This window comes from Gordonia sp. NPDC003422 (genome assembly GCF_053588675.1).
On the sequence record NZ_JBSFQL010000012.1, the window covers coordinates 21,801 to 40,535 of the forward strand.

The following is an 18,735-nucleotide window of genomic DNA, read 5'->3' on the forward strand; positions in this document are numbered from 1 at the left end:
CGGTGACCGGAGCGCTGACCCGGGGAGATGCAGTCTGCCGCGGAGGCGCTCCGGACAGTCTGTGTCCTGTTGGAGAGCACACAGTTGAGCCGACTCGGCATCCCGCGTCGAACTGCGAGGTGCCGACCGCGCGAGCGGCCCTCGCCCTTGCGCTTCCAAGTGTAGGATCAGCCCCACGGCCTGAAACAGTCCGGGTCACTTCAGCCCATCCTGCTTCACCGTGCTCGGAGGCGATATGACCAAGAGCAATTCCCTGTATACGACTCGAGATTCGGGAGCCCCGGCCGGTAGCGACGAACATTCGCTCACTGTCGGTGCCGGCGGTCCGATCGTTCTGCACGATCACTACCTCATCGAACAAATGGCCCAGTTCAACCGCGAGCGAATCCCCGAACGTCAGCCGCACGCCAAGGGCAGCGGCGCATTTGGAACATTCGAGACCACCGAGGACGTGTCGGCCTACACGTGTGCGGCGTTGTTCCAGCCAAAGGTCAAGACCGACATGGTGGCTCGCTTCTCGACGGTTGCCGGGGAGCGTGGCAGCCCCGACACCTGGCGCGACCCAAGGGGTTTCGCGCTCAAGTTCTACACCACCGAAGGTGTCTACGACATGGTCGGCAACAACACGCCGGTCTTCTTCATCAAGGACCCGATGAAGTTCCAGCACTTCATCCGTTCACAGAAGCGGCGCGCCGACAACAACTTACGCGACCACGACATGCAGTGGGATTTCTGGACGCTGTCCCCCGAGTCCGCGCATCAGGTCACTTGGCTGATGGGTGACCGCGGAATCCCGAAGACGTGGCGGCACATGAACGGGTACAGCTCACACACGTATCTGTGGGTCAATGCGCAGGGGGTCAAGCATTGGGTGAGATACCACTTCATCACCGATCAGGGCGTTGAATGTTTCACTCAGCACGAAGCAGATCAGATGGCAGCCGCGGACACCGATTTCCACACCCGCGATCTGTTCGAGACCATCGCGGACGGAGGCCGGCCGAGTTGGACGCTGAAGGTTCAGTTGATGCCCTATGACGACGCGGTGGGCTACCGGTTCAACCCGTTCGACCTGACAAAGGTGTGGCCGCACGGCGACTACCCGCTGCACGACGTGGGAACAATGACCTTGCACACCAACCCGACCGACAACCACGCCCAGATCGAACAGGCGGCCTTCGAACCGAACAACGTGGTGCCTGGGATCGGCTTCAGCCCCGATCGGATGCTGCTCGGCCGGGTCTTCTCTTACGCCGACGCCCATCGCGCACGGCTCGGAGTGAACTACAAGCAGATCCCGGTGAACAGTCCGCGCAACGACGTGCACACCTACTCCAAGGATGGCGCCATGCGGATCAACCCGGTGAGCGATCCGGTGTACGCACCGAATTCGAAGGGCGGGCCGGCTGCCGTGTACGCGGGTCAGCCCGAACCGCAGTGGGCAGCCGACGGTCAGATCATCCGCAGTGCCTACGTGGATCATCCCGAGGACGACGACTGGGGCCAGGCCGGCACGATGGTGCGTGAAGTGTTCGACGACGCCGCCCGAGAACGATTCGTGGACAACGTCGTCGGACATCTCTTGAACGGCGTGTCCACACCGGTCCTGGAACGGGCCTTCGACTACTGGAGTCGAGTCGACCCCGACATCGGTGCCCGGATCAAGGCGGGGGTCGCCGACAAGCAGGGCGAACCCGATCCGAAGGTCGATGAGCAGGGCAATCCGGCGCGCACGTCGATGCAGGAGAAGGTGCAGAGTTCGTGACGGCACGCGCAGTTGATCGTCGCCCGCTCGACGATCAACTGCGCGGCGATCAACCGGGATTGTGGTCGATCCGGGCGGCCGCGTCGGGCCACATCGGCGGGCACGCGAACCCCCGGATGGTCGCGACCTCGAAATGCCACCATTCGTTGGCGAATGTGCGGCAGAGACCCCAGCGGTACCCGTTCGTCTCCAGCCAGCGTGCCCCGGCGCGTGGGCCGACGTCGATGGCGTACCCGGTGACATGGGTTGATTCCTCTGGCGGCAACACCCAGCGTCGGGCGGCCGCGGGGCTGCCATAGGTGGCGATTCCTTCCCGCCACAACCGCCGCTGCTCGGCGACCGAACGCTTTCCCGACGTGATGCTCAACGGCACGCCTTGTGACTGTGCGGCAGTGGCGGCCTGGCGATAGGCGGTCGCCAGCGTCGGGTCCAGGCCTGCGGTGGTCGACGCGCTCGCAGGACTCCACCCGAACGTGGAGATCGCAAGCAACAGTGCGACGGCAAGAATCAGCCGCGCAATGTATGGCCGGCCATGAGAACGCATGCGCACAGTAAAGCCCGTCACCGCGGGATGTGGCCAACCGGCGCGTCAGGCCGACACTCTCAGCTGGGTCCGCAGGAAACGGAGGATGTGCGTCCACGCATCCCGTTGGGCGGCGGCCGTGGCTGCTGGACTCCCTCCCGAGATCAGCCCGGACGAGCGGTCGACGGTCGTCGGGATCGCCGGCGGCCGGATGAAATGTCCGACATCGTCGTAGATCCGCAGTTCATCCTGGGCGGCGAAGGGGTTGCGGGCGGCCTCGCGTCGATCGATGATCGCGGCGGCCATCGGGGCCGCGGGATAGCACCTGTCTGCGGTGCCCGCGATCACCAGCATGGGGCAGTCGATGTCCTCGACGCGCAGGGTCGCCTCCGCGACAGCTGACGCATCGCGGAGGCCGGCCTCGTACGCGCTGCTGGTGGCCAACGCCGTCGATGTCGGTGTGCGGGATATCCGTCGGCGGAGCTCGTTGCGCAGCACCTGTGGCAGTAGTCGCTCGGACTTGACCGGAACGTAGGGAAGATCCTCACCGCCGTGGGTGAGGGCGGACATCTTCTGCGGTGGTCCGTCGTCGCGCAGCGCCTGGAAGACGACATGACTCGGCGCGACCGCCACGACGGCACGGACCGCGGTGCCGGTGGTGATCAGGGTGGCCAGCGCTGTCTGGACCCCTACCGATCCGGCGTGCACGGCGACCGCGTCGCCGTCGACGTAGGGCAACTGCCGGAACGCCTCGATGCCGCCCGCGATGTCTTCGGTCGCGATGCGTGAGAAGGCGTCCGGGAGGCCGGGCTGCTGCGTGTAGTACAGCGTCGCGGTAACGTACCCGTGCGACGCGAGCAGGGCGGTCGTCGCTGCGATCGATCGTCCCACCATGGTTCCCGGCAACACCACGATCCCCGGAAGACACGGCTGATCATTGGGCGGACGATAGATCTGCAGGACCCACCCGTCGCCGGTGATGCGTTCGGTCCGCAAATCCAGCCCCCATCGCCGGGGCACGGTCTGCGTCGCCGAGTCATGAGCGGTGTTCGCGGTGATCGCGAATTCGATTTCCGTGGCGCAGTTCTCGAAGATCGCCGCAGGGCGGTCGACGGCCTTGTTCTGCATCGTCGCCCACGGCGAGTCGAGGTCGGGGATGTCGAGCCAGCCGCCGGGGCCCACCGCGTAGGACGCGCTCGACCGCCATGGCGCACCCGCCGCGTCCGCGGTCGACACGATGAGGTCGACGGTGTCCGCAGTAGTGCCCGACACCCGGAATCGCAGTGGCGAATCCACCAGGTCGCTCTCACCCGAGATATGAAGATCCATGATTTGCCCTCTCCCCCATCATCACTCGTCGCCAATGGTGTATTCCGACCGGTACAGGCCGGTACAGGCCGGAGCCACGGTGTCGAGGAGGGGCGATCTCCACGACACCGTGGTCCGGTCGGCACGCCTGGCTACTGCAGGGTGTATGTCGCCGCCATGTTCGGTGCGTCGCGGTAGACCCTGGCGATGACCTGCTCGCCCGGCTGTGAAGCCTTGGAGCCTGCGGTCCAGGTCATTCCCCACTGGTGCGCCAGCGAGGACACGTAGTGGTACGTGCTGCCGAATCGGTAGTTGTAGCTGTAGTCCACCGTCACCGAGAAATGGACGGGGTTCGTCGACCAGGCCCGTGCCACTGTCGTCTGGCCGGGCTGGAGTACCTGTGCGGGCCGGTCGATCCAGCGGTCGGGAGACGAACTGCCAGAGGAGGCGTCGGTGTACGGGTACGAGTTCAGCTGGAGCGGCCAACCGGTCTGGTTCTTGATCACGAGGGTCGCGTTCGCGCCGCCCGGCGGGAACGGTCGGGCGTCCGCTGGTGCGGACCCGACTGCGGTCAGCCCGGATACGAGTGCCACGGTCGCGACGATCAGAGCCAGCAGGTGCCGGCCTTTGGTGGTTCCCATCAGCGTTCTCCTTCTCGACTTCCCTGGGTGGGGTCTCGGCTACGGGACGTGCTCAGCCGATTCCTTTGAGCCTAGAAACGCCGGGGTCGGGTGATAAGTCCCAGTTGCGGGGGGACTTTCGGAGATTCGGATGTGTTCGTCGCCGGACACGACCTAATCACATGTCCCGTCCAGTGGGTCTGTGCGACAGTGGGATAGGCGAGAATGAAGCTTGCCGGGACCCTACACGGTGGTTGCGGGATCGATGATTGGGAGGTCGACGAATGGAAGCCGACGCAGTGGCGCGCGTGGGTGTCGTCGACGACCACCAGTCCACGGTCTGGGGTATCGAACGAATTCTGGACGGCCATTCGTGGCTCACTCTCGCCGGTGCGGCGCAGACGGTTCCCGAACTGCTCAGCGGCGACGGAGGTTTCGACCTGGTGATCCTGGATCTGCGCCTCACCGACGACAGTAGCCCGCAAGCCAATGTCGAACTGTTGCACACCAACGGCATTCACGTTCTGGTGTACACCTCGGGCGAATACCCCGATCTACTGCGCTCGGCAGCCAAGGCGGGAGTGCTCGGGATGATCCCCAAGTCGGCGCCGGAGGACATGGTGATTCGAGCGATCGAGGAAGCGGCACGGGGTGAACCCGTCCTCGGCACGGAGTGGGCTGCCGCCATCGACGCGGACCCAGACCTGAACGCGGTGCGGTTGAGTCCACAGTTGCAGCGCGTGCTGACCCTGTACGCCAACGGCGCGACGTCACGGTCCATCAGCGAGGCGATGAATGTTCAAATCGACACCGTCAACGAGTATCTGAAACGAATCCGGCAGAAGTACGCGTCGGCCGGCAGGCCGGCGAACACGAAACTCGACCTGTTCAAGCGAGCCCTGGAGGACGGGTGGGTATCGATGCCGCACCGTACGTCCGGGATGTGATGGAGGCGCAGACCGCAGACGGTGATCGAATTCTGCGGCTCCTGACCCGATTCGTCGGACTCGGGTATGCGGCCTACCTACTGGTGTCGATCCCGGAACTGGGTGCGGACGGTCAGATGGTCGACGGGTGGTGGACGCCGGTGGCCGTCGTCTTGGTCTTCGGCCCCGGGCTCGCGCTGATCGCGACCAGTTTCTCGACGATGCCCAGTTTCTCGAGAATGCGGGGTGCCACGGGCGTCGCGGCGTGCGCCGCCTTCGGCGGCTACGTGCTCGCCAATCTCTTGTGGCTGATCGCGTGGAACGGTGGGCACGTGATGTCGGCGAGGAGCACCTGGATGGTGATGTTCTCGGGTCTCGCCGGCCTGTCCGCGGCCCTGGTCGCCCCACCCGCGTGGGCGTTCGCGGGCCAGGTCGTGGCGTCGTTTCTCAGTGTCCTGACCAACCAGCTAGGACTCGTCGGGGTGGAGTCATTGGCCGCGCGGGTCGCCTACGAGACGGTGTGGGCGGTGGCCTTCAGCTCGGTGTTTGTCGCCGCAGCACTGCTCACGGTCCGCACCGCGCACCTGCTCGACGCCACGCGCCGCGACGTGGAGCGACAAGCGGTGGCCGATGCGGCGCGGGTGGCGCGCGACGAGGAACGAGCACGTTTCGACGCACTGGTGCACGACCGCGTCCTGGCCACCCTTCTCCAAGCGCATCGGACACCGGATGATCCGCGTGTCGGATCTCATGCCCGCGATGCGCTGACCGAACTGGATCGGCTGGCGCACCAGCTCGCCGTTGAAGAAGCGGTTGGGATCGACGCCCTGCAGCGGCGGCTTCGTCGTGTGTGTGCAGAGCACGCCGTGCAGCCGGAGATCCACACCGACGGCGACGTGGCCGGCGCGCGGTATCCCGCACATGTCGTCGGAGAGATGCTCGCCGCCGCCGCCGAGGCATTGCGCAACAGCTCATTGCACGCCGCCGGGGCGACCCAGGAGGTGACCGCATGGCTGGCACCGCGGGCTCTGCGATTGGTCATCGCCGATACCGGGCCCGGGTTCGATTCGCGGCGGCGTGAGAGCGGCCGGCTCGGTCTGGACTTCAGCATCACTCGACGCATGCAGCGACTTCGTGGTGGCCGATCCGTGGTGACCAGTGCGGTCGACGCCGGTACCACCGTCGAACTCGAGTGGCGCTCGTGATGCCGACGTCGCCCGTCGACCAGGATGATCCGGGCCGTGGCTCGGATCCGGTCCATGACCTTCTCGGTATGCATTCACGCGGCGCTCGCACGGTCGCGTACGGATTCTTCGCGGCCGGCTGTCTGCTGACCTTCGGGTCGCTGAAGTCCGGTGTGGGGGTCGCCGCGGCGGTTGTTCCGCTCGCGCTGCTCGCCGTCGGCGGCGCGGTGCTCCTGCGGACCCACGGCGACCCACTCCCTCGCCGCGCCACCGTCGTGGTCGCGATCGTCCCGATCGTGCAGGCCATCGCGATGCTGCCCGCCCTGCCGGTGCCCATCAACCAGCCGCTGCAGGCCGCGGTGGCCTTCGGTGGCGGCACGGTCCTGTGTGCCTTTCTGTGTGTGCGTGGACGTGTGGCGGCGTCGTGGACGAGTCAGGCGATCGTGTTCGCGGTGGCGGCGGCGTGGGCGCTGCGCACCGGAGGCGGTCTCGACCAGGCCGTTGGACAGTTGCTGTCCAGCACCGGCTTGATGGTCTCGGCGACTCTGTTCGCGTGGCTGGTGCGACCCGCCGCCGCGACCATCTATCGGCTGCGCGCTGCCCAGACCCGTCAGCTGGCCGAGCGTGCCGCCGCCGACGCGGTCCGCACCGAGCGGGCGACGCAAAAGGCTCGGCTCGATGAACTGGCTCGCCCGCTGCTCGTCACCATCGCCGAGGACGGTGGTCTGACCGGCGGTGACGTCGAACACGCACGTCTCCTCGAGGCGCGGCTGCGCGACGGGATCCGGGCACGTGCTCTCGATGTCCGGCAGGTGACTCGATCGACCTGGGCGGCACGGGCGCGCGGCGTCGACGTCCGGCTCCTCGACGACAGTCGCAGCGGGCCAACGGATGCGGACGAGGCGACGATGGCCGGACTCCACGCGGAGATCGTCACCCACCTCGACCGGGCCGTCGACGGACAGATCACCATCCGACTCCAGCCTCCGGGCCGGACGTCTCTGGCCACGATCACCACCATCACCGCCGACGGCGTGAGCATCCACGAGATCGCGGCCGCCGGTGCGGCCGAGGCCACCGCCGGAGCGGAGAACGGCATCTAGACCGGCAGCCGCGCCCCGCTCGAGCGGCGCAGATCCGAGAACGCCTGAATCGAGGTGGACATCGCGGTCGCCACCGGACGCGCATCGGCCCCTTCGGTTTTCGACACCATCACGACGTTGTCGATGTACGGCTGGATCGTGCTGGTGTTCTGCACGGTCGCAACGATGATCAGCTGGAAGCCGAACTTCCGGAACGCCGACAGGGCCTGTTGCGCGAATTGCGGATCCGACTTGGAGAAGGCTTCGTCGAGCATCAGCTGGGCGAAGATCGGACGGTTGTCATGACCGTTGGGACTCGCCAGGTTGAAGCTCAGCGCGCCCGCGAGACAGAACGCCATCAGCTTTTCCTGCTCGCCACCGGAGTTGTCGCCGGCGTTACTGTAGGTCCGAATGGTCTCGCCGCTGTCGGCGTCGTGCTCCTCGCAATAGAAGTCGAAGCGATTGCGCACGTCGAGTGCGTCCCGAGTCCATTGCCGGTCCTCGGGCGTGGCACCCGCCAGCCGTTCGCGCAGGAGCAGGATGTCGGCATACTGCTCCAGGATCGCCTGCTCGTCACCGAAACCCACCGCCGCCGCCCGGCCCGAGATCTGCCGCGCCTTCTCGCTCAGTTCGGCGACCGCAGCCAGGTGTTTGCGGCCCGGATGCAATCGCAGTCGGGTTCCTCGGTTGAATGCGACGGCACCCAGACCGCTGTTGACACGTTCGATCTGCTCGACGATGCGGCGCTCCTCCGCGTCGGCGGCCATGTGCAGGTTGAGGATTGCGCCCGGTGCCTGCTCGGTGATGAGCCGGCGCATCCGCTCGTAGGCAGATGGGAGTTCCCGCTCGTCGATCCGTCGGCACAGCGACACATAGTCGTGGATGCGCTCGTCGAAATCGTCGCTGTCGTTGGGGATGGCGTCCGGGAACTCTTCGTCGTATCGGTCGAGGATGCGGGCCAGTTCGTCACGCGAACGCCTTGTGTCCGAACGCATTCGATCGCGGTCGCGGGACACGACCTTCACCAGCTCCTGCCGGTACGACTCGGGCGCGAGCACGTCGAGCGTGGCGGCCGACTCCTCGCGGAATCCGTCGAGGGACGTCTGCGCCTGCGGCGCAATCGGTTCCGGCTTCAGGCGATCGATCAGATCGAGCAGTTGGGTGCGGCGCCGATCGTGAGTCGCGATCTTGTCGCGCACCAGGGCGGCCTGGGAGATCGCGGCACGCACCTGCTCCCAGATGTCCTCGGCCTTGCGCTGCAGCGCCTCGACATCGGGGTGCTCTTCCATCAGCAGGTCGTACTGCTCGGCCAGCTGATCCACCCGATCGTCGGCGGAATCGAGGTCGATTTCGCTCCACTGGGTGAACTGCTCGCAGAGTCTGCGGTAGGAATCGCGGCGCTGTTCACGCGACGTTCGTTCGCCGTCGAGCGTCGCACTGGCCTCGCGCGCCTGGTCGTAGGCGTGCTGTTCGGCGTCGAGTTCCTCTTGCAGCGCTGCGATCTTGGCGTCGACATTGCCGACGAACACGTACTGTGAGGGTCGCAGCGCTTGGCGGTCGTCCTTGACGGCCAGCTTCGCCGAGTCCTTGCGCAGACCACGATCGGTCACCGCTTTGGTGTGGTCGCCGAAGTCGGCGGTCGACTCGACGCATGCGTAATTGCCGAGGCGGGCAAGGATGGACAGCGCTTCCGACGAGCACGGGTGCGCCGGGTCGACGGCCCGCAAGGTGGCGCCGAGGGTGCCGGCCTCGGGGGTCGGCGGTCGACGATCCTCGGCATGGTGCAGCTGAATCCGTCCACGCATGTCGTGGTTGTTGACGAACCGAAGTGCTGCCCGGAAATGCTTGTCGGGAACGAGAAGTCGCAAGCCTGCCGAGCGCAGCACCTTCTCCACGGCCAGCCGCCAGCGCTCCTGGTCGGGATCGAGTTCGACGAGTTCGGCGACGTAACGCAATTCGGATTCGTCGATGCCCAGCGCGGTGGCGAGCACCCGCCGCATCTCGTGCTCGGCGCGCGGAAGGGCCGAACCGGCCTGCTGCACCCGGGTGAGTTCGTCGGCCACCGCATCACGCTGGGTACGCGCAGCCACCTCGCGTGCCAGGGTCTCGGCAAAATGCGCCTTGCCGGCCTCGAGTTGGCCCTCGATGTGGGTGGCGTCCTCCATCAGGGTCTCGCGCAGAGACCAGAATTCCTCGGCGTCGTTGGGCGGTGAGAAACCGAGCGCGGTCACCTTGTGCTCGTAGCTCGCCCGCCGGATCGAGGCCTCGTTGCTCACCTTCTGGGCGGTCGCGAGTTGCTCTTGCAGCGGGGCGAGGTCACCGGTCGACGTCGCGATCCGCGACAGGAGATGCGAGTGGTCTTGCCGGAGTTGGTCGTGCTGGGCGGTGAGGGCCGCCAAATCGCCGTCGAGCCTTGCAATCTGATCGTCGAGGTCGCTGACTTCGGGCGTCGCGTTGTGGAGGCGGAGGTTGTTCACGTACGAACGCACCGTCGTGGGATCGATCGTGTCGAGGACGCTGAACGTCGCAGCCTCGGCGACATAGCGTTCCTGGACGGTTTCGATGTTGGCGAGGATGGTGCGTTTGCGCCGGGCCACATCGAGCAGTTCTCGTGCCTCGACGAGCGGGTCGATCTGTTCAAGGGCGTCTTTGATGCCCGCGATGCTGGTCGGTTCGTCGAGCATGAACTCGCGAACGAACTGCGCCAGACCGCCAACACTCTTGAGTGACTTCGCTTTTCCGAGGAGCTGCTGGGCCGCCTCGGACGCGCGGATCCCGATGAGCGAGTACAGGGTGGCAAGGTATTTACCCTCGCCGGGCCCACCTCGCCAGCCTTGTTCACGGAACCGGGCCGAATTGTGATTGCCGGTCGCCCAGGCGTTGCACACCTCGGCGATGTCGGTGTCACCGTCGTGGATGTAATAGGCGCTGTGCGCGTCGGTCATCTTTCCGGCCGCCAGCCACTTGAGCACCAGTCCGGTGATCGCCGCACCCGACGTCGACGTGTAGGTCACCGCGATGGCGGCCCAGGCCGGTCCGGCGCCGCGCAGGTACATGATCTCGCGGGCCGCGTTGGCGCTGTCGCGGCGTTCACCCCACGCGCCACGCACGTACTTGCCGACGGTGCGCCGCCCGCTCGACGAACCGGCAGCGGTGGCGTCGCCGGACGCGTTGAAGTTGCGCCGGTGATCGGGCAGGAAGGCCAGCGAAATCGCATCCAACAGAGACGATTTGCCGCTGCCCGACGACCCGGTGATCAGTGATCCGTTGGGGCTGAACGGAATCGAGTGGTACCCGTCGAAGACACCCCAGTTGATCAACTGGAGCCGGGACAGGGAGTACTGGTCGACGGGTTGGTTCACCAATCGTCTCCTTCGTCGTCCTCGTCGGAATCGAGTGCGATGACCTGCGTCCCGGCCTCATCGACCGACTGGTCGTCGTCGCCGGTGTCGCCCGCGGAGATGAACTGCTCGAACTGCCGCTGCAGATCGGTGATCACCGACGCGGTCATCACGGCGGAGATGACCGGGCTGACGGTGAACGTGTCGGGATCGTCGCGGTTCTTGCGCAAGAACTCGAGTTCTTCGAGTTTGTCGATGGCGTGCTCGATGCGCTTGTCGAACAGCGCGAGATCACGATCGATCGTGTTGCTGACTCCTGCGAACAGTTCATGGATTTCTTCGCGCGTGATCATGATGTGCTCATCGCGCGCGGCACGAGCGTACTTCGCCAGGTGCAGCGCGAGTATGGCGTCGTAGGTCTGTATCGTCTCCCGCTTGAGAATCCTTCTGCCCCAACGTGAATCATATCCAGCCTGCTCGACGAAGGCGACCTGCAGTTCGTCCACTATGCGCAACCGCAGGTCGAGTTCGGACAGCCGCACCCGCAGAGCATCGGAGTACTCGGAAACCCAGGCCCAGAGTTGTGGATGTCGGTCGCCACTGACATATCGCCTCGTCACCAGGTTCTGCAGCGCCCAGCAGGCGCGGTCGGGCAATTCGCTGCGATCGCCGTCGAACCGAGGGTGGCGCGGCCGCAGATCGTCGGCCGGTCCAGTCGCCGCGGCGGGTAGGTCGTCGTAGCCGGCGAATTCGTCGGCGTCCGGTGCACCGTCATCGGTGGTTGTTGTCATAGCGCGTCGACCTCCGCGGTCGGAATCGGTTCGGTGAACATCAGGGCCGGGACCTCGATCGCCTGGTCCTCCCCCTGCAGGGAGCGGAATCGGAGCGCAACGGACTCATGTGCGTTGTTGCCGGGCTGTTTGAGCGCCCACGACCACAGGACGATGACGTGCGCCAGGTACGGCTCGTTCAGCCGTGCAAGCACCTCCGACAGTGTCACCGGGCCGTCGAGGACCGCGTTGTTGACCGTCTCGGTGAGTTCGACGGTGTCGACCTGGCCGGCGAGCGACGCGAAGGAGGAGAGGTCGGCGTCGCCACCGGCGGGCAGGGCGGGCGCCGGCGGATCGGGATGGCGGACCTCGAAGGCGAGTCGGCCGACCGACGACACCGCAGGTGTGGCCAGCGGCATCTCGTAGCCGATGCGGCGATCCGACAGGGACGCCTTCAGCAGTTCGTTTGCGGTGGCGATCGCGTCGTTGAGTTGTCGGGCCACGCCGCGACTCTGTTCGAGTGTGCCCGAGGCCACGAACCTGCGGATGCGCCGCGCGCAGCGCTGACGGGTGCGCCCGACCTCACCCATCTGTTGGGTGACCAACCCGAAGAAGTTGTCCATCACCGACCGCAGCCCGGTGTCGATGCCCGGCAGGTGGTCGGTGACCGTCTCGATGTCGGAGATCAGCCGCGCCCGCTGCTCGGGATCCTGGATCATCTGGCTGAACGCGTGGTACGACGCACTCTGCGACGACTCCAGAAGTGCCTCGTAGTCGTCGAACATCTGACGTTGTCTATCGCGGTAGGCGAGGTCGGAATCGTTCGGGTCGTCGAGCAGTTGGGTGGTGATGCGATCGAGCATGCTGCCGTACTGGCCGATGTCGGTGATCACCTGCTCCATCTGGTAGGCGATTGCTCGCGCTTCGTCCTCGGCGCTCCGCAGATCCGGGGCTCGTCGGTGGCCGGCGTCGAGGTCGGCGAGTTCGGCGTCGAGTTCTTCGATCTGGTGGGTGATCTCGTCGCGGATGTGGTCGGGATCGTCGGAGACCTGACCAGCGACCCGTCGGAGGCCCGCGGCGATGCCGTTGATGGAGCCGCCGGTCGCGACACTGTCTTCACGACGCAGCCGGCGCACATAGTCCAACACCGATCGAGCGTCGGTCGAGAGGTAGCAGAGGTTCGGGGCGCCATCGGTGGCGTTGTCGGTCACCCGGTGCAGCCATCCCTGCTTGGCCCACAGCTTGATCAGATCCAGGCCGTTCGGGGTGTCGGCGGCGCCCAGCTCGGCAACGTCGCGTTCGAGCCGGACGGCGAGATCGGTCTCGGCCAGGCGTGCGCCGAAGTCGAGATGCCGCTCCATCAAGGTGACGTACAGGGCCGAGTTGGCGGCGGCGAAGAGCCGGACCGCGGCCGAACGCTGGATCGACCTGTTGGCCTCCCACACCTCGGCAAGCGTCGCCGGGCCGGCGTCGCTGAGCTCAGTACCGTTCATCGCAGCCCTCGGAGGTGTTGGCGGTATTCCCAGAATGAGGACCCCCAGAAGGAGGACCCGAGGTAGTCTGCCACGCTCACCGATCACGACGAAATGTCGGTCCACATGGCCTACCGTTTTTCCATGCAAAGGAATTCGAGGTTGATCGTCGCCGTGCTGGTTGCGACCGCGGCGGCTGCAGCCGGATGCGCCACTGACGACACCGGCTCCACCCCGTCGTCGGTCAGAACGGAGATTTCCACGACGGTCATGACGACCACCGTCACGTCGCCACCGTCGTCGCCGAGCACATCGACGCAGGCCGTGAGCGGCTACGTCGGCACGCTGGTACCGACCCGTGGAGGCACCGAGACGACGACCTTCGACGTCAATCTGCCGCAGGTGACCGGCGGGCAGGCGCCCGTCCGAGAGCGGTTCAACACCGGGATGCGTTCGGCGCTCACCGACGTGGTCAACCAGTTGTCTGACGCCACGGTCTCCGACGGCACCTTGCTCGGTGACGAGCGCAGTCGCGTGACCACGACAACGCAGCAGGTGGTGGCCGGTGTGGCGATCTTCTCCACCTATGGCCGTGGAGCCGCCCACCCCAACAACACGGTCGCGACGATCACGATCAATGCCGACACCGCGCAGCCGATTCTCCTCTCCGAGGTCTTCACCGATCAGAACGCGGCTGCCGCACGTCTGGCCGCGTCGGTCAACCGGATCGACAGCCGGGCCAACCCGGTCGCCGCAGACATCAACAACTTCGCGAACTGGGTGCCTTTGCAGTCGGGTTTTCATGTCTACGTTCCGGTGAGTCACGCCGCCGGTGACTACCTGCCGGTGACCGTGCCGTGGAACGAGATCGCAGACCTCATGAAGCCCGGTATGCAGGTAGTTCTGGCCGGCTGAGAATTTCTTTTCGAGATTGTGTAACGCCGCGTCGAGGTGCGCCGATGTACTCGATGGTTCCCGGTGAGTCAGTCAGACCCCCGACCCGACTGGCTCGCCGGGACCGCCAACCTCGTCCCGGTGTCGTCTCGATCTGCGAAGGTTGACGCGTGGCAATCTCCGGCGCGCACATCATCGTCTTCAGTTCTGACCCCGACGCGGATCGGGAATTCTTCACCGACGTGCTGGAGTATCCCCATGTCGACGCCGGCCACGGCTGGCTCATCTTCAAACTTCCGCCGGCCGAACTCGCGGTACATCCCAGTGACACCTCCACCGCACATGAGCTGTATCTGACGTGCGACGACCTCGAGGAGACCACGGCGTCCCTTCGGGCTCGGGGCGTGACGCTCGACGAGGCCACCGACGAACCGTGGGGCCGGCTGACCGGATTCGTTCTGCCGGGCGGAAGCAAGGTCGGTCTCTATCAGCCGTTCCACCCGCGGGCGACCGAACTCGACTGAGGCGTCGCTCGCCCTCACCCATCACGGGTGTTCCGATCTACAGTTGAGTCATGGTTATGGCAGACCGCCCCGAGGTTCAGACGGCGTCCGCGCCGGTCACCGCCCTGGCTGTGGTGGGATTGGCGCAATCGATGCTGAACGGACTGGCGCAGGTCCCGTTCCGCCAACCCTGGCGCGGCCCGGCCGGCCTCCTCGACAACATCGGCCAGTCGGTGACGCGACAGACCATTCGGTCCTTCATGGGCTATTCGATGGGACTACCCATCGACGAGTTCCGCTCGATGGAGAAGATCCTCGACGACATCTGCCAGTGGGTTATGCCCCCATTCATCGCGTTGACCGACGGTGTGGAGATCACCGCGGACACTGTCGGCGGCGTTCCGGGTCTGTGGTGTCGTGCCAAGGCCAGTTCCGATGCCTACGTCGACGACCCCGCTGACAAGCAGGAGATCGGGGCGACGATCCTCTACCTCCACGGCGGGGGTTACATCGGTACGTCACCCATCATGTACTCGGCGTTCGCCGCCTCGCTGGTCAAGGCCACCGGAAACGAGGTGTTCATCGCCGACTACCGGATGGCACCCGAATTCCCCTTCCCCGCAGGCGTTCTCGACGCCGCGGACGTGTTCCGCGGCCTGCTCGACCGTGGTGTGTCGCCGGATCACCTTGTGGTGGCGGGTGATTCGGGCGGTGGCGGACTCGCCGCGTCTCTGGTGTCGTACCTGCACGCACATGATCTTCCGATGCCCGCCGCGGTTGCGCTGTTCTCGCCGGAGGTCGACCTCGATCTCGATCATCCGTCGGTCACCGAGAACGCACATCTCGACATCCTCCCCTGGAACGTCCCGGTCACCCCGTATCTGCAAGGCGTGCAACCCAATGACGCGCGGGTCTCGATCGTCGACGACCCCGACCCGGACTGGTTTCCGCCGACCTTCGTGTGCTGGGGTGCCGACGAGATGTTCCGCGACGGGATCCGGCTGTTCGTCGAACGACTCGAAGGTGCCGGAGTGCAGGTCTATGCCATGGAGGAGTACGGCATGTTCCACGTCTTTCCGATCCTCATGCCGTGGGCCGAGTCATCGAGACGGGTGTTCCGTGCGCTCGAGGAACTCTCCACACGGCATGTCAAACCCGACCTCGCTGCCGAGCAGACGCACTGAACTGCGCTCCTCGCACCTCGGCTTGGATCCGTGGAAGGCAGAGCTGGGCCCGAAATTCCGCTGTCTGAGGTGAGTTGGGCCGGTCTGCGTCCTTGCGGTCATCGTTCGACACGCTTCCACGGATCCGGGCTGAGGCCGGCGTGAGTAAGCATTTGCCGCCTCGGCGAGCGTGCGGCCATCTCGTTCGATCACACGTTGACGTCGAAGCCGAGGTCGACGTCGCAGGCGGCCTGTCCGCCGCGAATCCCCCAGTTCTCGGTGGACGCTTCGCGCACCAGGATGGTGATGTGGTCGCTCGGAATGCCCAGGGCGCCCAGACGAGTGACGATTTCGCGGTAGAGGTTGCGCTTGGCCTCTACCGACCGGCCGGCGAAACAGTCGATCGTCACCAGTGTGTACAGCTCGGGTGATGCGAGGCCGGGTGAGTACGAGAACCGGTGCGGCTCGTGCGCGATGAGCCGTACGTGCTTGTCGCTCTGCGGGATTCGGAAAGCCGCGACCAGTGCGTCGTGGACGGCGTCGATCATCGCGGCTTCGTGGTCAGGAGAGCATTCGCGTCGGGTCTCGATCAGTGAGCTGGGCATGACGACATCGTGTCACGCCGTCGGATGATCCTGAACTCGATTTTCGGCGGCGGCGCGCGAGTGGCAGACCAGCATCCGATCTGCGCCGCGCTGGAACTCGTAGTCAACCGGCCGGATCTCGGTGTCGATGTGCTCGCCGTCAAGAGCCTCGAGCAGAGCGGCGACGTCCGGGGCCGGCGTCGAACCCGATGCCACCAGCGGGAATACGCGCACCTCGCCGGAGCTGACGCGGCACATCTCGCGAAGGGCCTCGAGGTGAAAGCGCTCATCGAGTTTGTCGGCATGGCTGAACAGCAGATGCGACGACACCACGAGACCGAAACTGGCGTCGTCGAACGGCAAGTCGGGCAACGAGCCTGCGACGTAGCGCTCGGGATGAGCGGTGATGTCGTCGACGAATCGCCGGCACGCCAGCATTCGTCGGGCCAGGTGGTCGTCGGGGTCGCGGTAGAAGCTCCACTGGTAGTCGTCGTGATGGCGGCGGACGAACTCGTTGCCGCGCAGTGTCTCTGACCGGGTCAGCGCGTCGAGCGTGGCGGGGTGCTCGGCATATCTCGGGTCGCAAGCTGTGGCGTCTCCCCCGGCCGCATTGACCTCGGCGGTGAATGCGGAAGCACCTGCTGCGCAGTCGAGTACAGGCAATGCGAGGTCTGCGTCTGTCAGCGAGAACATCGCGCGATACTCGCCGAGCGGTCGGGCGGTGATCAGGATGTCATCGATCATGACCACTCACTGTGGTTGCCCCACGCCGTTGGACGTGAGCAAGGTGACGAGTTGGTCGGCAAGGCGATCTTCGCTGACGTCCACGTCGTCGTTGAGCCATGCGGCGATAGCCTGCGCGACCCCACCGACCAGGAAGTGGGAGATCAGCGGCGGCTTGCCGTGTTCGTCGGGACGAAACCGGTCGCCCGACTGCGCGCTGAACAGCGCGACGAACGCCGCGGTCGACTCGAACCGCTTGGCCACGATCACATCGTTGGTCTGATGCCGCCCGAACAGCATCTCGCCGATGCGTCGATCACCGGCGATGGTGCGGATCAGTTGGGTCACACCCACACGCGTTCCTGCGCGGAATGTGCTGCTCGCGAGCGCACCCTGCACCTCGTCGATTACCTGTGCCATCGCCCAGTCGTACACCGCGGCAGCGAAGACGTCCTTGTCGGCGAAGCTCTCGTAGAAGTACCGCTGGGCCAGCCCCGAGCGCCGACAGATCACGCGAAGTGTGAGGTCGTCGTCTCCGCGTGGATCGCCGAGAATGTCGAGACCGGCCTCCAACAGCCTGCTTCGACGCTGCGCCACACGCTCGTCGACCTCCACGCCGCTGTACACGCGGCCGCCTTTGGCACCCATCGTGATGAGTGTGGCAGATCGGGCCGCGATCACGAGGATCGTTTCGACCTCGGCGCGGACGGTCTAGCCTCGGAAGACATGTGCGCCGACCGTCGGACATCGTCTGCCTACCTCGTCGACCGATCCGGCACGCGATACGAGCTGACCGATCCGCGGTGGCGAGGGGCGGACGGGTCGCCCCTCGCTGTGAGCCGGCTGCCTGGCCTCACGTCCGCGGACATCGTCGTCGGTGAACGATCGTTGTGGCGCTACGCCCCGGTGATCCCGGTGGACCAGCGTCACCGAATCAGCTTGGGAGAAGGCGCTACTCCCATGCCCCTGCTCGATTGGGGTGAGCATCGCGTGCACTTCAAGCTGGAATGGTTCAATCCGACAGCGAGCTTCAAGGATCGTGGTGTCTCGGTGATGATGTCGCATCTGCGCTCGCAGGGTGCGCAGGCCGTGTTGGAGGACTCGTCGGGTAATGGTGGTTCGTCGGTGGCCGCCTATGCGGCAGCAGCGGGTGTGCACGCGACCATCCTGGTGCCAGAGGCGACCTCGGCGTCAAAGGTGGTCCAGGCGCGGGCGCATGGCGCCGAACTCGTGTTCGTCTCGGGAACCCGCGACGACGTCGGTGACGAGGCCATCCGGCGTTCGGCTCGCATCCCCTATGCCAGCCACAACTGGCATCCCATGTTCGTGCAGGGCGTGAAGACAATCGGCTATGAGATCTGGGAGGCATTGGGATTCACCGCTCCCGACAACATCGTCGTCGTGGCCGGCTCGGGAAGCCTCGTTCTCGGCTGCGACCTCGCGTTCACCGAACTGCTGTCGGCGGGTGCCATCGATCGTCGACCGCGACTGCTCGTCGGACAACCACGCGACTGGGCCGCGATCGCCGACACCGTGAATCGAATTCACCAGACCGGGCAGCGGGCCCCGACGATCGCCGAGGGCGCCGCGATCGCTCGTCCGGTGCGGTTGCCCGAGGTCGTCGCAGCCATCGGAAGGTCTGCGGGGGCCGCCGTCGCGGTGACCGAGGATGAAATCGTGTCTGCGCTGCGCGCTCTCGCATCGCATGGTCTCTTTGTGGAGCCGACGAGTGCGGTCGCCGCAGCGGCGCTCGACCGCTTCATTTCCGACGGAATCATCCGGCGTTCGGAGACGACCGTGGTGGTGCTGACCGGCACAGGTGCGAAGACATCGGACCGGATCGCCGCTGTCGTGGGATGACGCCGCCCTTGTCCACG

The 18,735-nt window shown here is 65.8% G+C and carries 18 protein-coding genes; 8 read left to right on the top strand and 10 right to left on the bottom strand.

Annotation, left to right across the window (positions count from 1 at the left end; translation table 11 throughout):
* Window positions 1-235 precede the first annotated feature (235 nt).
* Entirely contained in the window at window positions 236-1,765 is a 1,530-nt protein-coding gene (locus tag ACWDTF_RS12005; protein ID WP_433259360.1) for a catalase, read from the top strand.
* A 49-nt stretch (window positions 1,766-1,814) separates the two neighbouring features.
* Here the strand turns inward: ACWDTF_RS12005 and ACWDTF_RS12010 are convergent, their stop codons facing one another.
* The 3 genes from ACWDTF_RS12010 to ACWDTF_RS12020 form a co-directional block, all read right to left on the bottom strand.
* Window positions 1,815-2,309, bottom strand: a complete 495-nt coding sequence (locus ACWDTF_RS12010) for a M15 family metallopeptidase (RefSeq protein WP_240857236.1) — start codon at window positions 2,307-2,309, stop codon at window positions 1,815-1,817.
* 45 nt (window positions 2,310-2,354) lie between these two features.
* Window positions 2,355-3,617, bottom strand: a complete 1,263-nt coding sequence (locus tag ACWDTF_RS12015; protein WP_240857237.1) for an acyl-CoA thioester hydrolase/BAAT C-terminal domain-containing protein — start codon at window positions 3,615-3,617, stop codon at window positions 2,355-2,357.
* A gap of 131 nt (window positions 3,618-3,748) precedes the next feature.
* Entirely contained in the window at window positions 3,749-4,237 is a 489-nt protein-coding gene (locus ACWDTF_RS12020) for a hypothetical protein (protein ID WP_355273353.1), read from the bottom strand.
* A gap of 263 nt (window positions 4,238-4,500) precedes the next feature.
* On the opposite strand from ACWDTF_RS12020, the gene ACWDTF_RS12025 reads away from it, so the two are divergent.
* Genes ACWDTF_RS12025 through ACWDTF_RS12035 form a run of 3 tightly spaced genes read left to right on the top strand, consistent with a single transcriptional unit; the run spans window position 4,501 to window position 7,429 of the window.
* Entirely contained in the window at window positions 4,501-5,163 is a 663-nt protein-coding gene (locus ACWDTF_RS12025) for a response regulator transcription factor (protein WP_240857239.1), read from the top strand.
* A complete protein-coding gene (locus ACWDTF_RS12030) occupies window positions 5,127-6,347 on the top strand; it encodes a sensor histidine kinase (protein WP_240857240.1) in 1,221 nt (406 codons plus the stop codon). Before ACWDTF_RS12025 ends, ACWDTF_RS12030 begins: the two co-directional genes overlap by 37 nt.
* The gene (locus tag ACWDTF_RS12035) at window positions 6,347-7,429 is read left to right on the top strand and encodes a hypothetical protein (protein WP_240857241.1); all 1,083 of its coding nucleotides are present in this window, start codon (window positions 6,347-6,349) and stop codon (window positions 7,427-7,429) included. The genes ACWDTF_RS12030 and ACWDTF_RS12035 overlap by 1 nt, the downstream gene beginning before the upstream one ends.
* Here ACWDTF_RS12035 and ACWDTF_RS12040 read toward each other — a convergent pair.
* From ACWDTF_RS12040 to ACWDTF_RS12055, 4 genes are all read right to left on the bottom strand, one after another.
* Window positions 7,426-10,770, bottom strand: coding sequence for an ATP-binding protein (locus ACWDTF_RS12040; protein ID WP_240857242.1), 3,345 nt, complete (start codon window positions 10,768-10,770; stop codon window positions 7,426-7,428). The two genes, ACWDTF_RS12035 and ACWDTF_RS12040, sit on opposite strands and share 4 nt — an antisense overlap.
* The gene (locus ACWDTF_RS12045; protein WP_240857243.1) at window positions 10,767-11,540 is read right to left on the bottom strand and encodes a DUF4194 domain-containing protein; all 774 of its coding nucleotides are present in this window, start codon (window positions 11,538-11,540) and stop codon (window positions 10,767-10,769) included. The genes ACWDTF_RS12040 and ACWDTF_RS12045 overlap by 4 nt, the downstream gene beginning before the upstream one ends.
* Entirely contained in the window at window positions 11,537-13,012 is a 1,476-nt protein-coding gene (locus ACWDTF_RS12050) for a DUF3375 domain-containing protein (RefSeq protein WP_355273346.1), read from the bottom strand. Before ACWDTF_RS12050 ends, ACWDTF_RS12045 begins: the two co-directional genes overlap by 4 nt.
* A 110-nt stretch (window positions 13,013-13,122) precedes the next feature.
* A complete protein-coding gene (locus ACWDTF_RS12055; RefSeq protein WP_240857245.1) occupies window positions 13,123-13,263 on the bottom strand; it encodes a hypothetical protein in 141 nt (46 codons plus the stop codon).
* Between ACWDTF_RS12055 and ACWDTF_RS12060 the strand changes: the two genes are divergently transcribed.
* The 3 genes from ACWDTF_RS12060 (at window position 13,262) to ACWDTF_RS12070 (ending at window position 15,572) form a co-directional block, all read left to right on the top strand.
* Window positions 13,262-13,906 carry a hypothetical protein gene (locus ACWDTF_RS12060; RefSeq protein WP_240857246.1) on the top strand — a complete coding sequence of 215 codons (645 nt, stop codon included), beginning with the start codon at window positions 13,262-13,264 and terminating at the stop codon, window positions 13,904-13,906. The two genes, ACWDTF_RS12055 and ACWDTF_RS12060, sit on opposite strands and share 2 nt — an antisense overlap.
* Before the next feature lie 149 nt (window positions 13,907-14,055).
* A complete protein-coding gene (locus tag ACWDTF_RS12065; RefSeq protein ID WP_240857247.1) occupies window positions 14,056-14,409 on the top strand; it encodes a VOC family protein in 354 nt (117 codons plus the stop codon).
* Between the two features lie 50 nt (window positions 14,410-14,459).
* Window positions 14,460-15,572 (top strand): alpha/beta hydrolase fold domain-containing protein, encoded by a 1,113-nt coding sequence (locus ACWDTF_RS12070; RefSeq protein WP_240857248.1) that lies wholly within the window; start codon window positions 14,460-14,462, stop codon window positions 15,570-15,572.
* 188 nt (window positions 15,573-15,760) lie between these two features.
* Here ACWDTF_RS12070 and ACWDTF_RS12075 read toward each other — a convergent pair whose 3' ends face one another.
* From ACWDTF_RS12075 to ACWDTF_RS12085, 3 genes are read right to left on the bottom strand one after another with little or no spacing between them, the layout of a single operon-like run.
* Window positions 15,761-16,156, bottom strand: coding sequence for a tautomerase family protein (locus ACWDTF_RS12075; RefSeq protein ID WP_240857249.1), 396 nt, complete (start codon window positions 16,154-16,156; stop codon window positions 15,761-15,763).
* A 12-nt stretch (window positions 16,157-16,168) separates the two neighbouring features.
* Window positions 16,169-16,879, bottom strand: coding sequence for a class I SAM-dependent methyltransferase (locus tag ACWDTF_RS12080; RefSeq protein ID WP_240857250.1), 711 nt, complete (start codon window positions 16,877-16,879; stop codon window positions 16,169-16,171).
* Between the two features lie 6 nt (window positions 16,880-16,885).
* Complete coding sequence (locus ACWDTF_RS12085) at window positions 16,886-17,506, bottom strand: TetR/AcrR family transcriptional regulator (RefSeq protein WP_355273339.1); 621 nt, start codon at window positions 17,504-17,506, stop codon at window positions 16,886-16,888.
* Between the two features lie 78 nt (window positions 17,507-17,584).
* Here ACWDTF_RS12085 and ACWDTF_RS12090 point away from each other — a divergent pair, with 78 nt between their 5' ends.
* Window positions 17,585-18,718, top strand: coding sequence for a threonine synthase (locus ACWDTF_RS12090; protein ID WP_449754446.1), 1,134 nt, complete (start codon window positions 17,585-17,587; stop codon window positions 18,716-18,718).
* Window positions 18,719-18,735 lie beyond the last annotated feature (17 nt).

Bases quoted from the DNA above. Each gene is read 5' to 3' on its own strand.
- ACWDTF_RS12015 (WP_240857237.1), bottom strand. From the start codon at position 3,617: ATGGATCTTCATATCTCGGGTGAGAGCGACCTGGTGGATTCGCCACTG.
- ACWDTF_RS12025 (WP_240857239.1), top strand. From the start codon at position 4,501: ATGGAAGCCGACGCAGTGGCGCGCGTGGGTGTCGTCGACGACCACCAG.
- ACWDTF_RS12010 (WP_240857236.1), bottom strand. From the start codon at position 2,309: ATGCGTTCTCATGGCCGGCCATACATTGCGCGGCTGATTCTTGCCGTC.
- ACWDTF_RS12090 (WP_449754446.1), top strand. From the start codon at position 17,585: ATGTGCGCCGACCGTCGGACATCGTCTGCCTACCTCGTCGACCGATCC.
- ACWDTF_RS12075 (WP_240857249.1), bottom strand. From the start codon at position 16,156: ATGCCCAGCTCACTGATCGAGACCCGACGCGAATGCTCTCCTGACCAC.
- ACWDTF_RS12085 (WP_355273339.1), bottom strand. From the start codon at position 17,506: ATGGGTGCCAAAGGCGGCCGCGTGTACAGCGGCGTGGAGGTCGACGAG.
- ACWDTF_RS12070 (WP_240857248.1), top strand. From the start codon at position 14,460: ATGGTTATGGCAGACCGCCCCGAGGTTCAGACGGCGTCCGCGCCGGTC.
- ACWDTF_RS12045 (WP_240857243.1), bottom strand. From the start codon at position 11,540: ATGACAACAACCACCGATGACGGTGCACCGGACGCCGACGAATTCGCC.
- ACWDTF_RS12020 (WP_355273353.1), bottom strand. From the start codon at position 4,237: ATGGGAACCACCAAAGGCCGGCACCTGCTGGCTCTGATCGTCGCGACC.
- ACWDTF_RS12055 (WP_240857245.1), bottom strand. From the start codon at position 13,263: ATGACCGTCGTGGAAATCTCCGTTCTGACCGACGACGGGGTGGAGCCG.
- ACWDTF_RS12050 (WP_355273346.1), bottom strand. From the start codon at position 13,012: ATGAACGGTACTGAGCTCAGCGACGCCGGCCCGGCGACGCTTGCCGAG.
- ACWDTF_RS12005 (WP_433259360.1), top strand. From the start codon at position 236: ATGACCAAGAGCAATTCCCTGTATACGACTCGAGATTCGGGAGCCCCG.
- ACWDTF_RS12080 (WP_240857250.1), bottom strand. From the start codon at position 16,879: ATGATCGATGACATCCTGATCACCGCCCGACCGCTCGGCGAGTATCGC.
- ACWDTF_RS12035 (WP_240857241.1), top strand. From the start codon at position 6,347: ATGCCGACGTCGCCCGTCGACCAGGATGATCCGGGCCGTGGCTCGGAT.
- ACWDTF_RS12060 (WP_240857246.1), top strand. From the start codon at position 13,262: ATGACGACCACCGTCACGTCGCCACCGTCGTCGCCGAGCACATCGACG.